The following is a 16,633-nucleotide window of genomic DNA, read 5'->3' as shown; positions in this document are numbered from 1 at the left end:
ACGTGTGGCCAGGGGCGGGGAGCGGCGTCGTACACAGGCGTACGACGCGGAGCTGGGTGCTGCCGTCGAGCGGGCCCAGCAGGGGGACGAGGGCGGGTTCGCCGCGGCGTACCGGATCGTGCATCCAGGGCTGCTCGGATATGTGCGGGGGCTGGTGGGGGAGGACGCCGAGGACGTGACGTCCGAGGCGTGGCTGGAGATCGCGCGGGACCTGGGGCGGTTTCGTGGCGACGGGGCGGGATTCCGCGGCTGGACGGCGACGATCGCCCGCCACCGCGCGCTCGACCACCTGCGCAAGCAGAAGCGAAGGCCCCGTACGGCGCTGATCGAGCAGGACGTGCTGGACCTGCCCGACCGGCAGGACACCGCCGACGACGCGCTCGAAGCGCTGTCGACCGAGCAGGCGCTGGAAATGATCGCCGCGCTGCCGCGCGAGCAGGCGGAGGCGGTACTGCTGCGGGTGGTCGTCGGTCTGGACGGGCCCGCGGCGGCCAGGGTGCTGGGCAAGCGCAGCGGGTCCGTGCGGACATCGGCGTACCGCGGACTCAAGCGGCTGGCCGAGCAACTGGCGGGCGGCGGCCGGGTGGACGCTGTGACGTCTCCGGCACCGCGCACGCTGAAGGATGAGACATGAGACGGGTACGGAAGCAACCACAGGCGCAGGCACGGCCGCGACGACGGACCGGGGCCGACGCGCGGGATCGGGAAGCGGTGGATGAGGAGGTGGCCACGCCGGAGGTCGAGGCGTTGCTGGCCGCCGTACGCCGATCCGCGCCCGGCCCCGGCGGGGCGAACGAGGAAGCGGCGCTCGCCGCGTATCGGGAGGCGCGCGACGCCGGCGCACACGCTCTCCCGGAGCGCTGGTGGCAGGCGCGCAGGCGCGACGACTGGCGGCCGTCCCGGCGTCGGCGCGGCGCACTTCCGGCCAGGGCGGCGTTCGCCTCGGTCGCGGCGACGGTGACGCTGGGCGGGGTGGCGCTGGCGGCCGGTACGGGGGCGATCCCGGCGCCGTTCGGGATCGGTGGCGGCGGTTCGGTCGGGCCCAGCGCGGCGTCGACCGCGGCCCGCACCGGTGCGCCGCCCACGCCCGGCGCGGCGCGGGAGAGCGCGGCGGAGGGGACGGTGCGCCTCCCCTCCACCGGGGTCACCCGTTCCGGGTCGGCGCGCCCGACGCGGGCGCAGGATGACGTGGCGTACTGCGTGGCGTACCTCGCATCCAACGGACGCTCGCTCTCCGGCCGCGGCGCGGCTTCCGAACGGCTGACGGCCGAGGCCGCCGACGCCGGGCTGACGGTGGAGGCGTACTGCGAGGACGTGGTGGCGGCCGAGGAACGGCAACCGGGGGCGGGCACCGACGGCAAGGGCTCCACAAAGGCACCGAAGGCCTCGAAACCCCCGAAGAAGCCGGGAACGGCACCCAAGGCCCCGCCGGAACACCCCCCGGCGAAGCCGGACGACAACGCGCCCGGAGGCAGTGCCGCGAACCCGACGGATCGTACCGACCCCGCGAAGCCCGCGGACAAGGACGAACCCGGCAACGGCAACGGACGCCGACCGGCCGGCAAAGGCGCCACCCAGGGCAAGGGCGGGAACTAATCCCCCTCACGCCGCGACGATGCGGTCACCGGCTCGGCGGGGCTTCGGGTCGGGGTGCGGGGGCGGCGAGTCCGTGAGCCGTCGGGGCGGCGGCGTCCGGGAGGAGCTCGGGGCGGCGCCGGGAGGATCGGGACGGCACCCGGCCGCGGAACTGCGCCGGGAGGATGTCGGGGCGGCGAGTTCGTGAGACCTCGGGGAGGCCTGCGAGAGGGTGTCGGGACGGCGAGTCGCGAGGGTCCGGAGTGTTGTCGCGACGCCCCAGGGAAGGGTCTCGAAAGCATGAAATGGGGCCGCCGCAGACCGAGGAAGGACGACCGGGGCCGCCACCCCCCACAGGAGAGGCCCCGGTCGCCGTCCGCGGACCGTGCGGCGGCCCGTACTACTCTCAGCGCCGGGCCTGCGTTTTCTGTCACACCGCTCTCTGTCAGCAGACAGTCGCGCGTTGTGCAGGACGTGGACGTGACCCCTTCGGACGCCGTACCGTGCTGACTCGCGCTGGGCCGCGCGGCAGCGGTGACCAGCTGCTATTTGGGACGGGTTGAGGAAGTGCTGGGGGACGACGCGGAGCTGACCGCCGCGGTGCTCGCGGCACAGGACGGGGACGAAGACGCCTTCCGTACTGTGTACCGCGCCGTGCACCCGCGGTTGTTGGGCTACATACGAACGCTGGTGGGCGAACCGGAGGCAGAGGACGTCGCCTCCGAGTCGTGGCTCCAGATAGCCCGCGACCTCGACCGGTTCAGCGGCGACGCCGACCGGTTCCGGGGCTGGGCGGCGCGCATAGCGCGCAACCGTGCCCTCGATCACATACGTATGCGCGGCAGGCGCCCCGTCGTCGGCGGCGACGAAACCGAGCTCACCACCAAGCCCGGCGCCTCCGACACCGCGGGCGAGGCGATGGAAGCCCTTGCCACCGGTGACACCCTCGCCCTCATCGCCCAGCTTCCGCAGGACCAGGCCGAGGCCGTCGTCCTGCGTGTCGTCGTCGGACTCGACGCGAAGACCGCCGCTCAGACCCTCGGCAAGCGCCCCGGCGCCGTACGTACCGCCGCGCACCGCGGCCTGAAGCGGCTGGCCGAGCTGCTGAACGCGGCGGACGGCGAGAGCGGTGAAGACGACAGGGGTACGGTCGCCGACCCGGCCGGCGGGCGGCCGGAGCTCGGCGCAGTACCGCCCCAGCGAGGTCCGCGACCGGGCCAGGTGACGTCCGCCGGTGTGACGCATTCGTGCGTGCGGACGCAGAAGGACATGTGATGGCCGACGAGCGTTACGAGTGGCTCGACAAGGACGCGGCGGAGCGACTGCTGCGCGGAGAACCCGTAGGCCCTGTCGGCGAACACGCACGCGCCCAGGCCGAGCGCCTCTCCGCCGCCCTCGACGGCGTCGCCAGGGCCGGCCACGAGCCGGGCGAACTCCCCGGCGAGGCGGCCGCGCTGGCGGCGTTCCGCAAAGCCAGGGCCGCGTCCCCCGAGGCCTTCTCGACGGTACGTATCGGACGCAGGGCCGCCGTACCCGTGCGCTGGGCACGCCCCGTACGCCTCGGGCTGGCCGGGGCACTGGCCGGTGTCGCGCTCGGCGGCGTCGCGGTGGCGGCGGGCACGGGCGTACTGCCCAGCCCCTTCGGCAGCGACACCGACCCCGCCCCGGCGTCCTCCGTGTCCGCCGCCGCGACACCACCGCCGGTCGTCTCAGGGACCACCACCGCTGAACCGGGCGACACCGACGCCCCCACCCCGGACAGCACCGGCACCCCCGGCGGCGCACACCAGACGCCCGGCGACGGCAAGGTCGAAACCGGGGGTACGCACGAGTCCTCCCCCGCACCGGACACCGGCGTACCCCCCACCCACCCGGCCCGGCCCGACGACGACACATCAGGAACGGGCGATGGTGGTTCCGGTTCCGATTCCGCCGACTGGTACCGCAAGACCGCCAAGGCCTGCCAGGACTACCGCGAGGGCAAGCTCGCCCCCGACCACGAACGACGCCTGGAGGCCGCGGCCAAGGGCCCCGACCGGGTGGAGCGCTTCTGCGACCGCGTGCTGGACGGCCCCGGTGACGTGGACGACGCGGGCGGGGGCGGAGACGAAGACGGCGGCGACAAGAACGGCAGGAACGGCGGAAGCGACGGGAGCGAGGACGCCCCCGGCGACATCCGCAGGATCGTGCCGCCGATCTCCTATGCCCCGCCCCCCTCGCCGACCGTCGAGCCGTCCACAACCACCGGCGCCTCGGCCCACCCGAGCTGACCCACCCCGCACGCGGCGGCTGCGACGTACGCAGCCCGTGCTGCGGCCCCATGTCGCGGTGCCAGGAGGGGACGGTGCATGGCGGCGCCCGCCCCCGCCTCACCGGCAACGCCGCCGGTGAGGGGACGTGTCGGGGCGCTCCCCGCAGGGCGTTGAACGCAACCACCGCGAACGAACCAACACCTACCCGAACGTTCGACGCCCGAGGAGACGCCCCGGCGCGGCACCGCCCCCAACGCCCCCGCACCTCGCTGACCTGCGCTTTCATCCCCGACCTAGCGCAGGTGTGACGTTTTTGGAGTGGGTGACGCAGTACAGAGTGAGCCGACTGGTCATCGGCAGCGCGACGAGCCGGGGTTCCCCCCGTACCTTCGGCTCCGCGCAACAGGCGCGGGCGGGACACGTTCCCCCGGTCCCGCCCGCGCCACTTCTCCATCTCCCTGACCGGCGGCTACCAGTAGATGACGACCTTGTCGCCGTTGCGCACCTGCGCGAACAGGCTCGCGATCTTCCCCTCGTCCCGGACGTTGACGCAGCCGTGCGACGCACCGCTGTAGCCACGGGCCGCGAAGTCCGACGAGTAGTGGACGGCCTGCCCGCCGCTGAAGAAGAGGGCGTACGGCATGGGGCTGTCGTACAGCGTCGAGACATGGTGCCGGGACTTCCAGTACACGCTGAACACCCCTTCACGGGTGGGCGTGTACTGCGATCCGAATCGCACGTCCATCGCCGAGACGACCCGCCCCTCGACCATCCAGGACAGGGTGCGGCTGGTCTTGCTGATGCACAGAACCCGGCCCGTCATGCAGCGGGGGTCGGGCTTGGCGACCGGGTTGGCGGTCGTCGGGTGCAGCTCGTCGCGTGTCGGCTTCCTGGTCATCCCCAGCAGCTTGTCCCAGGTCACGGCGTCGGTCGTGCCCGTACGGGGCAGGCCGCGCTTGCCCTGGAAGGACGAGACGGCGGCAGCGGTGACGGAACCGTAGTAGCCGGTAGGTGTGCGGTTGAAGTGGCCGATCTGACGGAGCCTGGCCTGCAGCTCGCGTACTTGCGCGCCTTCGGCCCCCCTCGCCATAAGGATCTTGGGCGCGGCGCGGGCGCGGGCGGCGCCGACGGCGCGGTCTTCGACTCGGGCGGCGCGGTCTTCGGCTTGGCCGGCCCGGCCTTCGGCTCAGCGGGTCCCTCCGACCTGCCCTCCGTAGCCGCCGGAGCCGGGGACTTCGACACCGCCGCCACCGGAGCGTTCGCCGGCGTATGCGCCGGAGCCGCCGCTGCCGCCCGCTTCGTCCCGCCCGCAGCCGCCGCTCCCGCTCCCGCCCCGGACGCCTGCGCCGTGCACCCCGCGGTCACGCCCACCACGGCGGCCGCCGCCAGTGCCACCGCTCTGCGCATGGCTCTGCTGTTCCGCTGCTTCTCGTCCATTTCCCGCCCCCGGCATCTCGTTTGCCCTTAAGGACTGTTTCCCGCTCCGCCCGGTTGCGAAAGCCCCGCATGATGGAAGAGCGATGAAGAGCGATGAAGAGCGACGTTGTGAGCAAGGTCCCAGCCTGCGGCTCTCCACCCGCCGCACGCCCGCCGCTACAGTCCGTCGCGAGGGTCGGTTAATTACCAGCCAGTACGTTCCCTGTACGTTCAGCGGGAGGCACAGCAGATGGCGCGCGAGTCGGAGTCGGGACTGCCTATTGAGCCGGTGTACGGGCCGGACGCCCTGGAGGGCTGGGACCCCGCGGAGAAGCTGGGCGAGCCCGGCAAGTACCCCTTCACGCGCGGCGTGTACCCCTCCATGTACACGGGCCGCCCGTGGACGATGCGCCAGTACGCGGGCTTCGGCACCGCGACCGAGTCCAACGCCCGCTACAAGCAGCTGATCGCCAACGGCACGATGGGCCTGTCGGTCGCCTTCGACCTGCCGACCCAGATGGGCCACGACAGCGACGCGGCGATCGCGAGCGGCGAGGTCGGCAAGGTCGGCGTCGCGATCGACTCGATCGACGACATGCGGGTCCTGTTCGGCGGCATTCCGCTGGACAAGGTCTCGACGTCGATGACGATCAACGCGCCGGCGGCCCTCCTCCTCCTGATGTACCAGCTGGTGGGCGAGGAACAGGGCGTACCGGCCGACAAGCTGACCGGCACGATCCAGAACGACGTGCTGAAGGAGTACATCGCGCGCGGGACGTACATCTTCCCGCCCAAGCCGTCGCTCCGCCTGATCGCGGACATCTTCAAGTACTGCAAGACCGAGATCCCGAAGTGGAACACGATCTCGATCTCCGGCTACCACATGGCGGAGGCCGGCGCCTCGCCCGCGCAGGAGATCGCGTTCACGCTCGCCGACGGCATCGAATACGTCCGTACCGCCGTCGCGGCCGGGATGGACGTGGACGACTTCGCGCCCCGCCTGTCCTTCTTCTTCGTCTCCCGCACCACCATCCTCGAAGAGGTCGCCAAGTTCCGCGCCGCGCGCCGCATCTGGGCGAAGGTCATGCGCGACGAGTTCGGCGCGAAGAACCCCAAATCCCTCATGCTGCGCTTCCACACGCAGACGGCGGGCGTGCAGCTCACCGCCCAGCAGCCCGAGGTCAACCTGGTGCGCGTCGCCGTCCAGGGCCTGGCGGCCGTCCTCGGCGGGACCCAGTCCCTGCACACCAACTCCTTCGACGAGGCGATCGCGCTCCCCACCGACAAGAGCGCCCGCCTGGCCCTGCGCACCCAGCAGGTCCTGGCGTACGAGACGGACGTCACGGCCACCGTCGACCCGTTCGCCGGCTCGTACGTCGTCGAGAAGATGACCGACGACGTCGAGGCCGCCGCGCTCGAACTGATGGCGAAGGTCGAAGACATGGGCGGCGCGGTCAACGCCATCGAGCGCGGCTTCCAGAAGAACGAGATCGAGCGCAGCGCGTACCGCATCGCCCTGGAGACGGACAGCGGCGAGCGCGTCGTGGTCGGCGTGAACCGTTTCCAGCTGGAGACGGAGGAGCCGTACGAGCCCCTGCGCGTCGACCCCGCGATCGAGGCCCAGCAGGCCGACCGCCTCGCGAAGCTGCGCGCGGAGCGCGACCAGGCGGCGGTGGACGCGGCGCTGGTGGAGCTGAAGAAGGCGGCGGAGGGCACGGACAACGTCCTGTACCCGATGAAGGACGCGCTGCGGGCGCGGGCGACGGTCGGCGAGGTCTGCGACGCGCTGCGGGAGGTGTGGGGGACGTACGTCCCGACGAACGCGTTCTGAGCGCTTCCGACCGTTGGCCACCCGGACGAGTGATCGGGGGCGGAGTGTCGGTGCTCCCGGTTACTTTCGGTGGAGAGTGATCCCGACAAGGGGGATGCCGTGGCTGTCATGCAACACGAGCTGACGTTGGGCGAAGCCGCCGACCTGCTCTCCCGTGCACTGCCCGGGCACCGCGTGGAGATTCTCCAGGGGAGGCTCATCGTGACACCACGGCCGGACGGTTCGCACGCACTGTCGTTGACCAAGCTGGGAAGAGCGTTCGACCGGGCGGGAGTGGAAGAGGCCGGCCTGGAGTACGTCCAGGGCATCGGCCTGTGGCTGCCCGGCCTGCCCGACGACTACGCGATCCCCGACTTCTCCGTGGTCGACGAGGACTTCCGGGACGCGCTCGTCCAGAAGAACTGCTATGCCCCGAACGTCTTCCGCCTGGTCGTCGAAGTGACCTCCTCGAACTGGACCGACGCCCTCGGGACCAAGGTCGAGAGCTACGCCGAGGCCGGGGTCCCGGTCTACATCGTGGCCGACCGCAAGCACGGCGAAGTGCTGCTCTACAGCGATCCGGCGGACGGCAAGTATCCGCCGCCGCAGCGGTACGAGCGGGGGGCCTCGGTCCCCGTCCCCGCCTCCGTCGGCGTCACTCTCGAACTGCCCGTGGACACCCTCCTCGACGGCGACTGACCGCACTGTGAAATGCCCCGGCCGAGTGTCGTACCTCCGTGCGACACTCGGTCCATGCTGGGCGTCACCGATCTTCCGACCTATCTCGCCGGCCTCGTGCTGATCATTCTGCTGCCGGGGCCGAACTCGCTGTACGTGCTGTCCGTCGCCGCCCGGCGCGGGGCGCGGAAGGGGTATGCGGCGGCCGCCGGGGTGTTCTGCGGGGACGCGGTGCTCATGACGCTGTCCGCGGCCGGCGTGGCCTCGCTGCTCCAGGCCAACGCGCTGCTGTTCGGGATCGTGAAGTACGCGGGCGCCGGATATCTGACCTGGCTGGCGATCGGGATGATGCGCGCGGCCTGGTCGATGTGGCGCACGCGCAACGAGCGCACGGACGCGGGTGCCGCTGACGTCGAGGCGACTGTGGCTGCCGAGCGCCCGTTCCGCCGCGCTCTCGTGATCAGCCTGCTCAACCCAAAGGCGATCCTCTTCTTCATCTCCTTCTTCGTGCAGTTCGTGTCAGAGTCCAACCCAGTCGCGGGGTTCGTGACTCTAGGCGTACTCGCCCAGGTGGCAAGCGTGTTGTACCTGTCTGCGCTCATCTTCGGCGGGTCTCGTCTAGCTGCTGCGTTCCGTCGTCGGAGGACGCTCAGCGCAGGGGCCACCTCGGCGGCCGGAGCGCTCTTCCTGGGGTTCGCCGTCAAGCTGTCTCTGGCAAGCGCGTAGGGGGCTGGCGTGTCTCACCTTGACGATGCTGCGGCCCTGTTCGCCCGCATGAGCCTCCAGGAGCAGCGTGAAGCACTAGGAGCTCTCGGCCTGCCTAAGAGGCCCCCGAAGGAGTCCCAGGAGCCCCCCAAGGTCACCCCGTTCTCTGCTTTGGTCAGCACGCCCAGCAGGCGGAAGCGGCGGCCACTCACCGTGAAGGCCGCGAGTACCCCTGAGACGTCCTGAGAGGTTCAGGGACTTTGCCGACCCTCTAGGTCCCGCCTCCATGCGCACTCGCTATCCCCTGTGTTGAGCGTTGCGCTGTCCTGGGCACTCCCCCTCGTCGCGTCGGAGCAGACCCGGTTTCCTGTCTTGGAAACTCTCACCCCTTGCGTCTCAGGGCGGTTGGTCGGAAGCATCGACCAGGACATGACGAAGCAGGCCAGGGAGGGAACCCCGTGAAGGTCACCAAGCTTGTGAGCACCTGCGACCTCAAGGATTGCCCGACGATCTACGCGACCGACAGGGGCACCCTGCTGGTGCAGGGGGAGACTCCTGCCGACCACGGCCTTCAGATTCCCGCACACGAAACCGTGGTCGAGATCCCAGAGCAGTTGCTTTTCGATCTCATCCGGAAGGGTCTTCGTGGCTAAGGCACTGGGCGACCTGTTCGGCACCTTCCAGCGGGAAGCATTCCGGCTAGAGACGTTGGATGATTACAGCAAATCGGGAAACGTGGATGCCTATCAAGCTTTCCTAGCCGGGGAGTCGCAGCCGGCCGACTATAACGCTGCCTGGGTGTCCGAACTCCGCTCGCAAACAAGCAAGGGCAAGCGCGTCTATCGTGTTCACGTTCTGTCTCGACCACTCACGCCATATCTGCGGTTCGAGTTGGGCTGGGGCTATCAGAAGAACATGGCGGGCGGCGAGGAGTTCTTCATTCTCGACACCACCGAACAACCGAACCCCCTAGAAGGGGTTCCTGACTTTTGGCTGATGGATGAGACTCCAGTCGTCATGCACTACGACGAATCGGGAGCCTTCGCGGATCAGGAAGTTCTGAGCGAAGACCGGGCAGGCGAGTTCGCCGCATACCGAGATACGGCCATGGCTCACGCCGTGCCGTTCCCGGAATGGTGGGCAAAGCACGGACCGGCGAGGTTTCGCAGCTCATTGACAAGCTCGGCACGCTGCGCGAGCAGGCCACGAGCGGAGTCAAAGCGGTAAGAGCCAGTCTTTTCGCGAAGGCTCTTCTCAAGATTGCGTACCTCGCGATTCGCATATATGCGATCTACCTGTGCGCGCAGTTCACCGCCAACGTTTGACCGATCTCCCTCAAATACAGCCCGAAGCGCATCACGCCCTTCGGGCGTGCTTGCCTTAGCCTGGTTAATGACCGAGAGAACACTCTCTCGCTTATCGCCAGCATTCTTGATGATGAATGCAACCTCATTGGCCGCCAGTCCGTTAGTGCGGCTCTCGGCAGCATCAAACACCTTGCACAGTTCGGGCTTCACTTTTTCTCCTCTGGAACATGGGCACAAAAAAGTCGCCCACCTCGGCTAAGCCGGGGGTGACTCAATTGGTCGATTGGGTGGCTATGCTGCGGCGTTAAGCCGCCGAGCTTCAGCGCGACTGACATAAGCAGCCCGCTTGCGGCCCTGTCGGGCCAAGCGTCGACAGGACGCGTCGCAATACAGCGGCGGTCTTCCGGGGCCGTACGGCCGTTCGTAAGTGTGCTCGCAGACGTAGCAAGTAAGAGTCACGGGTTTCATCAGCTATCCCCCGGAGCGCTCAAAGAAGAGCGCGACTTCCTGGCAGGACAGCGCATGGATTAACCCAGACGAGGAAGCCGCGCTCTGGGGCGCGGCACTACCAACACAGCGAGAGTCGCCAGATCTCTCGGCCTTCGCCGCTCTGTCAGCGAAGGCATCGGAAGGACGGCCACGCCTGTCATCCAACTCATAAGAGAAAGACGTGTAACCGAGCCGAATACTCGACACCCATTGCCGACCAATATTTCGTCACCACCCGTAGCCGGCCGTAACGCTCCCACCAGTTCGGGCCAACCCCCGCGCGCTCAAGTTTCAGGAAGGGACGTGGGTGCAGAGAAGTCCACTGAAGGTTCAGACCCTCCCTACCCCCGAGCCTTCCCACCAGTTCGGGGAGTTTCGCGGGCGTGCGAGTTTCAGGAAGGGACGTGGGTGCAATGGCAGTTGCCGTGCCCCTGTACTGGCCCGAGAGCTGCCAGGACGGGGAGCCGATCAGGGATTGCCACGACTGAGCTGATTGGCTGTTACGGGGCCTCTCAGCGCGTCCCGTTGCCTCGGCTGTAGTTGCACGGCCCGCACGCGGGTCGCAAGTTGTCCATTGCGTTGGAGCCACCTCGGCTCAACGGGATGATGTGGTCTGCGGTCGTAGCCAACGCCACGCGGCAGATATGGCAGTCAGGTTGTGACCGAAGCAGCCAGCGCCGGTTGCGCTGGTATTCAGCGTCATAGCCACGCTCACGCGGGCTCAGCCGCACGCGCGTCTTCTCGCGCTTCCGCGCTGTTGCCTTGGCGCATGGATCACAACGTGAGCCGACTGGGTAGAGCTTCTTGCAGTGTTGGCACATGGACCAGGGCATGTGCGCCTCCTTCAATAAGAGAGCCGCCCTTCGAGGGGGCGGCTTGGGTGTTGAGGCACATCGGCCTTTCGGCCTAGGCCAGGATCAGGCTCCGCAGGAAGACTGATCTCAGTTGATAAGCGGTGTCCCCGAATGGGGACACCGTCTCTCTAATATCCTTTTAGGATCTCTCTAATGTTGTGTCCCCTTGAGGGGACAGGTGCATTACCCGTCCGGGGACAGCAAGGCGAGGACTAAGCCTGCCCGTCAGGCAGGTTGCCCCGTGTATTTGCGGTAGGCGCGCTCGGCTGTCGAGTAAGGGATGTTGGGCCATGGCCATTCCTCGGGACTGCTGCCGCCCAGGAACCACATCTTCTGCTCCATGGTGAGCTGGACGGGTTCGCCGGCCGGGGCCGCCGAAGAGTTTGGAGCAGCGTTAGAGCGGCCTTCTTCGCCCTGGACAGGCTCGGCCGCCTGTCCGTTTGTTCCGGCTCTTACGGCAGCGTCTAGGGACGTTGCGGAAGCGGTTCTGACGATCTCGGCAGGAGCGGTCAACCGGTAGACGACAACACCCTTCGCCGACCTGGTCCCGGCAGGGGTGAGGTATCCCCTCTCGCGGAGGATTTTCAAGTGTGGGTAGATCTTCTGCCTGCTTGAGAAGCCGACTTCGCGAGCTACCGTCTCCATGGATGGCCGCACGTTGGAGCCGTCCGCGTAGTTGCCGTACTCCCCGATGACCATTGCTACGGCCAGGGTTGTAAGCCTGATTGCAGGATCAGCGCGTATGCACTTTCGCCAAGCGGAGTGATTCACGCGCACAAGCTCAGTCACACGTCGTACCTTTCGGGGAGTAGCGCCAAGGTGTTTGAACTGCTGTCGGTTCACGGGTGGCAAGTTCTACGCCCGAAGGTGTGGCGGAATCAAGGAAGAGCGTTTAAACGGGCGAGCGAGAGCGTGTGCGGGCTTCCTTTGACTTCGCCAGGGAGGATGGATGCAAGGTTTCTTCACCACTAGCACCCGGCGCACGGCCTCGGGGGCGAGACAGGGGGAGTATGCGTGTTGTAACCGTGATCCAGGATCAGGACGGTAACCGGAGAGTCGTTGCTGATGTCGTCTATCCCTCCGAGAGTTGACATAGAAATGCCACCACCTTCCGGTGGGGGCATTGATTCGCGGAGTGCGCCTGTATGGCTAACTCCAGTTGCTGTCCATTCTGATCAGTCGCTTCTTAACATCGTGCGGAATGATCAACTGCCCCAACAGTTCCCCATCGTCCTGCTTTCCGAGTTCGAAAGTTATTCCGGCACTCAGTAGGTCCTCTTCCATGGCCTCTACGCCACCAGCCTCCCAATGCTGCCTGTAGGTCATGCCGGTGCTCTCGTAGATCCACCTATCCTTTGTGGAATCCGGGTCGATCTTCGTCAAGTTGTTCATGAGAGCGTCTAGCGTGCTCTCTGCTTTCTCGCGAATGAATCCGGCCTTATCGAACTTTCCGCCGGGCTCCAGCCCGGACATGTAGTAGGCGATGGACTCTTCCAGTCGCTTCCGCTCTCGCCTGTTCTCGTCGCCTCTGGCGTACTCGCGGCGGATCACTTCGAAATCCCCCAGGGCCTCAAAGACGGCCTGCGCCAGAGCCGAGTACACATGCTCAGGGTCCGGTGTCACGAATCCTGGTTTCCGGCAGTCGGGGCACCGCAAGTATCGGTACTCCTTCACTTCGCCGGTAGAAAGCTTTTTGTAGTTATTCGTTTCGTTAACGTTTCTTCCGCACTGGTGTTTCATGACGCCGAGGAACCTGGTAGGACGACGGTTCTTCTCATGGTGACGCTTGTTCTTCGCGCGGGTGGCAAGTGCCGCTTGTACGCTTTCGAATTCCTTACCAGTCAGGATCGGCTCATCCGTGACCCTGATTTCCTGGCCCTGCTTGTCTAGTACCGGCGTAGATTTGTAGGTAGTCGCCTTCGTCCCTCCCTCGGTACGAATCCCCGTAACGGCAGGGTTCCTAAGAATCCTGAGAACCTGCTGATTGTTCCATTTCCGGTTGCTGTAGGTCGGAACCTTGGCTCTGTCTAGAACCTTGGCAATTCGGTTTGCCGGAACCCCCCGCATTGCGGCGCGGAGCATGTAGCGCACCGCTCGCGCTTGCTTAGGGTCCTGCACTAGGCGGAGTTTCCCGCCCACCCTGGCAGTCTTGTAGCCATACGATGGCTTACCAATCCGCCATTGATCCTGTTGCTTGGTGTATTCCCAGTGGGACGAAACGCGAGTCTTTGTGTTGGCGGCTTCAATCTCTGCAACTGCCGCAACGAAAGTCACCATTGCCTGAGCCATGGGGGATGACAGGTCCAGGGTGTCATTGAGAGAAATTAGGTTCTTCCCGGATTTCTCGCACCACTTGATGACCTCATGTAGGTCAGAAATGCGCCTGATGAATCGGTCCAACTTCCAGAACAAAATCGAGTCAAACTCGGGTATGCGGTTGTTGAGCCAGTCCCCGAGTTCCTTCCGCTCCCAGGGTGCTTTCTTAGTTGCGGACACTCCAAGGTCCCTGGCCACGCCAACAACTCTGACGCCCTCTCGGATGGCATGGCGACGGAGGTCTAGTTCCTGCCGTGCGGGTGAGGTGGTGTCCTCCGTGAGGATGGACAGGCGTACCGACAGGAGGCCACGGGGCGCGTCCTCCGGCAGTGCATCGTTCCTGGCCTGGAGGTCGGCCAGCTCTGCCAGTTCCTCAACGGTCCACTCGGGAGCGGTCTTGGTAGCGGTCATGGGCGCGAGCGTACAGCCAGTTTGATTCTGGAACGTTCTTCGTGCAGTTCGTCGACCCGGCGTACGCCCACCCCGCCCTCTCGTTCGTCCTGCTCGGCACCTTCGCCCAGCTCGCGAGCGTGCTCTACCTCTCCGCGCTGATCTTCGGCGGCACCCGCCTGGCCGCCGCCTTCCGCCGCCGCAAGCGCCTGTCGGCGGGCGCGACCTCGGCGGCGGGCGTCCTGTTCCTGGGCTTCGCGGCGAAGCTGTCATTCAGCAGCGTCTGAAGCGTCCGCCCCGCCGTCAGCCCAGCGCCGCCTTCTTGAGCGCGGCACGCTTGAAGGACCGGGCCCTGCGGACCACGCGTCGCAGCGTCGCGTTGCGCGGGATGAAGGCGAATTGCTGCGGGATCGCGCCGGGCAGCGCGAGCGTGGTCAGCCGGCGGCGCTTGAAGTAACGCCAGGCGGGGCCCTTGAGGTGCTGGGTGAGGAAGCGCTCGGCCGCCGGCCGCAGGTCCGAGCGGATCTGCGGCTGCATCGCGAAGCCGACGGCCCGGAGGAGGCCCGCCAGGTACGGCAGGGAAACCGGGCCCGGACGGTCGCCGTCGTCCGCCGTCAGGTCGGGGACCTCCGCCGTCAGGTCGGGGACCAGCGCGTCGACGATCGTGACGGGTACGCGGTTGCTGTTCTGGTACGGCGAGAGGCGTTCCAGCAGTACGTCGGTCCCGGTGCGGGCCACCGGGATCTCGTAGAACGTGCTGGCCGTCATCAGCGCCGTCGAGAAGCAGCCGACCACCAGCGCGGGACGGAACCGCTGGTACAGCACCTCGGCCAGCACCGGGCTCTCCAGGACGGTGAGTTCGACGCCCAGCTCCTGTGCCTCGCGCTCCAGCAGGCGCGACCAGCGGGCCGGCGCCGTGGGGTGCGGCTTGAAGACGATCTGCCGGTGGCCGCGGCCGACCGCCCCGCGCAACATCGTGACGTGGAGGCTCTCCTCCTCCTCGGCGGTCAGGATCGACAGCGCCGACAGGTACTGGCCGAGGAGCAGCGCCGAGCCCGTCGGAAGGGTCAACTCCGCTTCCGTGTCGGACAGTTCGGTGAGGACCTTCAGGAAGGACTCCGTCGGTACGAGCTCCGGCGGTACGTCGAACTCCCCCAGCAGCAGCGGAGTCAGACCCGGCACCAGGTCCAGGTGGAGCAGGCGGCGTACGCGCGTACCGATCAGCGGGTCGATCTTGTTGCGGGTCGGGCCGTAGCTCATCAGCCCGTCGGCGTACACCTCGACCGGCGCGTCCGTGAACAGCTGGGTGAGTGCCAGTGCCGGGTTGACCTGGATGGATTCGACGACCAGCTCCACGGTGTCGTCGCCGAGGCCCCAGAGCAGCCGCAAGTGGCGTTCCCACAGCGGGATGTCGTCGACGCGCGGCGACCAGGCGCCGGGGTGGAAGGGCGCGATGGTCTCGTTCCAGGACAGTACGTCGTCGAAGCGGCCCCGCAGCCGTTCGAAGCCCGGCATCTCGTCGACGGCGGGCGTCGTCTCGGGCGTTGTGGCGTTGTTGCTGACCAGGAGCAGCCGCCGGCCGGCCGGAGCGAAGCAGTCGCTGTCGATCGCGGCGGCGAGCGTCGCGGCGCCGTACAGCGTGGAGGCGAAGAAGATCTGCGTGGTGGCCATCAGGCAGCGACCCCCGGCGCGGCGGAAGCGGAAGACGCGGGCCGGCGGCGCAGGCGCCGCAGCCGTACGGAACGCTCCACGTCCATGGAATCCAGCGCGTCCTTGAGGAAGTCCTGCGGCATCCGTTTGAGAGCCGCCGCACTCATCACCCGCAATTTCCGTGCCACGGCCGGTTCGAACCTTTCGATGCTTCCCAGGTGGTGGGAAATGATGGCGCAGTACGTGCGTACGGCTTTCGGGAGAAGCTGGTCGGCGTCCGGGTCCTTCGCCGTTTCCTCGATGACCTGATCGAAGGCCCGGATGAAATCGAGCTGCCGTACGTCGCCGATCTGCGTCAGCGACGACGCGACGCCCCGCCGGTAGAAGACACCCAGCGTGCCGAGCGCCGCGAAGCTCTCGGCCTCCCGGTGCAGCCGCCAGATCCACGGCCGGTCCTCGGCCGTGCGCAGGCCGTCGGTGAAGTGCAGCAGCCCCCGGTCGGCGAGCCTGCGGTGATACATGCCGGCCCAGGCGAAGGCGTAGTCGACGGAGGTGGAACGGCTGGCGGGCAGGATCGCGTCGCGCGGCGACATGACCACGCCGCGCTTGCCGTGCGGGACGCGGTGGACCGTACGCGTACGTCCGGTGCACTGCACATGGTCCGTACGGACGAAGTCGCAGCCCAGTTCCTCCATCGCGGCGAGCAGGCGCGCGTAGTGACCGGGGGCCAGCCAGTCGTCGCCGTCGAGGAACGTCAGGTATTCGCCGCGCGCCGCGTCGAGACCGGTGTTGCGGGCGGTGGCCAGGCCGCCGTTGGTCTCGTGTCTGACCAGGATCGCCCCCGGCAGGTCGCGTTCGGCGCGCTGGAGGATCTCCGGCGTTCCGTCGGTCGAACAGTCGTCGACGAGGATGAACTCGAAGTCGTCCCGCGCGTTCGCGCGGAGACTCCGAAGGGTGTCTGGGGCGTATGTCTGCACGTTGAAGAACGGCACGACGACAGAGAGCTTGACCACCTCCGTGACGCTAGGGCGCACCGCGGCATTCGTTGCGACCCCCGGAGGGATGCCGGGTGAACGAAGAATGGCGGAATGGTTAACCCGCCTGCTTTGCGGGCGCCGACGCCGATCGTCGATGTGCTGTTAACCGTTTGTTGCGGCTGAGTTGGGCCGTCAATCGGAATGCCTGCCTAGT

14 protein-coding genes and 2 pseudogenes are annotated in these 16,633 nt (G+C 67.4%); 10 read left to right on the top strand and 6 right to left on the bottom strand.

The window, feature by feature from the left end; all coding sequences use genetic code 11:
- The first annotated feature begins 4 nt into the window (after window positions 1-4).
- The 4 genes from G412_RS0111550 (at window position 5) to G412_RS39610 (ending at window position 3,845) form a co-directional block, all read left to right on the top strand.
- Window positions 5-634 carry an RNA polymerase sigma factor gene (locus tag G412_RS0111550; RefSeq protein ID WP_028812240.1) on the top strand — a complete coding sequence of 210 codons (630 nt, stop codon included), beginning with the start codon at window positions 5-7 and terminating at the stop codon, window positions 632-634.
- Window positions 631-1,596, top strand: a complete 966-nt coding sequence (locus G412_RS37125) for a hypothetical protein (RefSeq protein ID WP_157839079.1) — start codon at window positions 631-633, stop codon at window positions 1,594-1,596. Before G412_RS0111550 ends, G412_RS37125 begins: the two co-directional genes overlap by 4 nt.
- A 546-nt stretch (window positions 1,597-2,142) precedes the next feature.
- A complete protein-coding gene (locus G412_RS0111540; RefSeq protein ID WP_028812238.1) occupies window positions 2,143-2,850 on the top strand; it encodes an RNA polymerase sigma factor in 708 nt (235 codons plus the stop codon).
- Complete coding sequence (locus G412_RS39610; protein WP_028812237.1) at window positions 2,850-3,845, top strand: hypothetical protein; 996 nt, start codon at window positions 2,850-2,852, stop codon at window positions 3,843-3,845. Before G412_RS0111540 ends, G412_RS39610 begins: the two co-directional genes overlap by 1 nt.
- Window positions 3,846-4,296: 451 nt before the next feature.
- Here the strand turns inward: G412_RS39610 and G412_RS40790 are convergent.
- A pseudogene (locus G412_RS40790) lies at window positions 4,297-5,234 on the bottom strand (L,D-transpeptidase family protein).
- 259 nt (window positions 5,235-5,493) lie between these two features.
- On the opposite strand from G412_RS40790, the gene G412_RS0111520 reads away from it, so the two are divergent.
- The 5 genes from G412_RS0111520 to G412_RS37915 all read left to right on the top strand — a co-directional run bounded on the left by G412_RS0111520 (window position 5,494) and on the right by G412_RS37915 (window position 9,663).
- A complete protein-coding gene (locus tag G412_RS0111520) occupies window positions 5,494-7,074 on the top strand; it encodes an acyl-CoA mutase large subunit family protein (RefSeq protein ID WP_028812234.1) in 1,581 nt (526 codons plus the stop codon).
- 108 nt (window positions 7,075-7,182) lie between these two features.
- Window positions 7,183-7,752: a Uma2 family endonuclease gene (locus tag G412_RS0111515; RefSeq protein WP_051338293.1), complete on the top strand. Its 570-nt coding sequence runs from the start codon at window positions 7,183-7,185 to the stop codon at window positions 7,750-7,752.
- Window positions 7,753-7,806: 54 nt separating this feature from the next.
- The gene (leuE, locus tag G412_RS0111510) at window positions 7,807-8,457 is read left to right on the top strand and encodes a leucine efflux protein LeuE (RefSeq protein WP_028812232.1); all 651 of its coding nucleotides are present in this window, start codon (window positions 7,807-7,809) and stop codon (window positions 8,455-8,457) included.
- Between the two features lie 437 nt (window positions 8,458-8,894).
- Complete coding sequence (locus tag G412_RS0111505) at window positions 8,895-9,089, top strand: hypothetical protein (RefSeq protein ID WP_028812231.1); 195 nt, start codon at window positions 8,895-8,897, stop codon at window positions 9,087-9,089.
- Window positions 9,082-9,663 carry a DUF6879 family protein gene (locus G412_RS37915; protein ID WP_244282913.1) on the top strand — a complete coding sequence of 194 codons (582 nt, stop codon included), beginning with the start codon at window positions 9,082-9,084 and terminating at the stop codon, window positions 9,661-9,663. The genes G412_RS0111505 and G412_RS37915 overlap by 8 nt, the downstream gene beginning before the upstream one ends.
- A gap of 1,081 nt (window positions 9,664-10,744) precedes the next feature.
- Here the strand turns inward: G412_RS37915 and G412_RS41725 are convergent.
- The 3 genes from G412_RS41725 to G412_RS37905 all read right to left on the bottom strand — a co-directional run bounded on the left by G412_RS41725 (window position 10,745) and on the right by G412_RS37905 (window position 13,813).
- Complete coding sequence (locus G412_RS41725; RefSeq protein WP_425274469.1) at window positions 10,745-11,053, bottom strand: HNH endonuclease; 309 nt, start codon at window positions 11,051-11,053, stop codon at window positions 10,745-10,747.
- 258 nt (window positions 11,054-11,311) lie between these two features.
- On the bottom strand, window positions 11,312-11,875 hold the full coding sequence (locus G412_RS39605; RefSeq protein ID WP_157839078.1) for a helix-turn-helix domain-containing protein: 564 nt from the start codon (window positions 11,873-11,875) through the stop codon (window positions 11,312-11,314).
- 360 nt (window positions 11,876-12,235) lie between these two features.
- Complete coding sequence (locus tag G412_RS37905; protein WP_037648520.1) at window positions 12,236-13,813, bottom strand: recombinase family protein; 1,578 nt, start codon at window positions 13,811-13,813, stop codon at window positions 12,236-12,238.
- Between the two features lie 32 nt (window positions 13,814-13,845).
- On the opposite strand from G412_RS37905, the pseudogene G412_RS0111480 reads away from it, so the two are divergent.
- A pseudogene (locus tag G412_RS0111480) lies at window positions 13,846-14,079 on the top strand (LysE family transporter); the annotation flags it as partial.
- 16 nt (window positions 14,080-14,095) lie between these two features.
- On the opposite strand, the gene G412_RS0111475 reads toward G412_RS0111480, so the two are convergent.
- Together G412_RS0111475 and G412_RS0111470 are read right to left on the bottom strand one after the other, a co-directional pair.
- Window positions 14,096-15,463, bottom strand: a complete 1,368-nt coding sequence (locus G412_RS0111475) for an alpha-2,8-polysialyltransferase family protein (protein WP_028812227.1) — start codon at window positions 15,461-15,463, stop codon at window positions 14,096-14,098.
- Window positions 15,463-16,455 (bottom strand): glycosyltransferase family 2 protein, encoded by a 993-nt coding sequence (locus G412_RS0111470; protein WP_028812226.1) that lies wholly within the window; start codon window positions 16,453-16,455, stop codon window positions 15,463-15,465. Before G412_RS0111470 ends, G412_RS0111475 begins: the two co-directional genes overlap by 1 nt.
- Window positions 16,456-16,633 lie beyond the last annotated feature (178 nt).

This window comes from Streptomyces flavidovirens DSM 40150 (genome assembly GCF_000429085.1).
Lineage (GTDB): Bacteria > Actinomycetota > Actinomycetes > Streptomycetales > Streptomycetaceae > Streptomyces > Streptomyces flavidovirens.
This window is presented reverse-complemented; position numbering and strand designations above follow the sequence as displayed.

What these genes read in the sequence shown, in the direction of transcription:
- G412_RS37125 (WP_157839079.1), top strand. Translation starts at nt 631, where the DNA reads ATGAGACGGGTACGGAAGCAACCACAGGCGCAGGCACGGCCGCGACGA.
- G412_RS39610 (WP_028812237.1), top strand. Translation starts at nt 2,850, where the DNA reads ATGGCCGACGAGCGTTACGAGTGGCTCGACAAGGACGCGGCGGAGCGA.
- G412_RS0111520 (WP_028812234.1), top strand. Translation starts at nt 5,494, where the DNA reads ATGGCGCGCGAGTCGGAGTCGGGACTGCCTATTGAGCCGGTGTACGGG.
- G412_RS0111515 (WP_051338293.1), top strand. Translation starts at nt 7,183, where the DNA reads ATGCAACACGAGCTGACGTTGGGCGAAGCCGCCGACCTGCTCTCCCGT.
- leuE (WP_028812232.1), top strand. Translation starts at nt 7,807, where the DNA reads ATGCTGGGCGTCACCGATCTTCCGACCTATCTCGCCGGCCTCGTGCTG.
- G412_RS41725 (WP_425274469.1), bottom strand. Translation starts at nt 11,053, where the DNA reads ATGTGCCAACACTGCAAGAAGCTCTACCCAGTCGGCTCACGTTGTGAT.
- G412_RS37905 (WP_037648520.1), bottom strand. Translation starts at nt 13,813, where the DNA reads ATGACCGCTACCAAGACCGCTCCCGAGTGGACCGTTGAGGAACTGGCA.
- G412_RS0111475 (WP_028812227.1), bottom strand. Translation starts at nt 15,463, where the DNA reads ATGGCCACCACGCAGATCTTCTTCGCCTCCACGCTGTACGGCGCCGCG.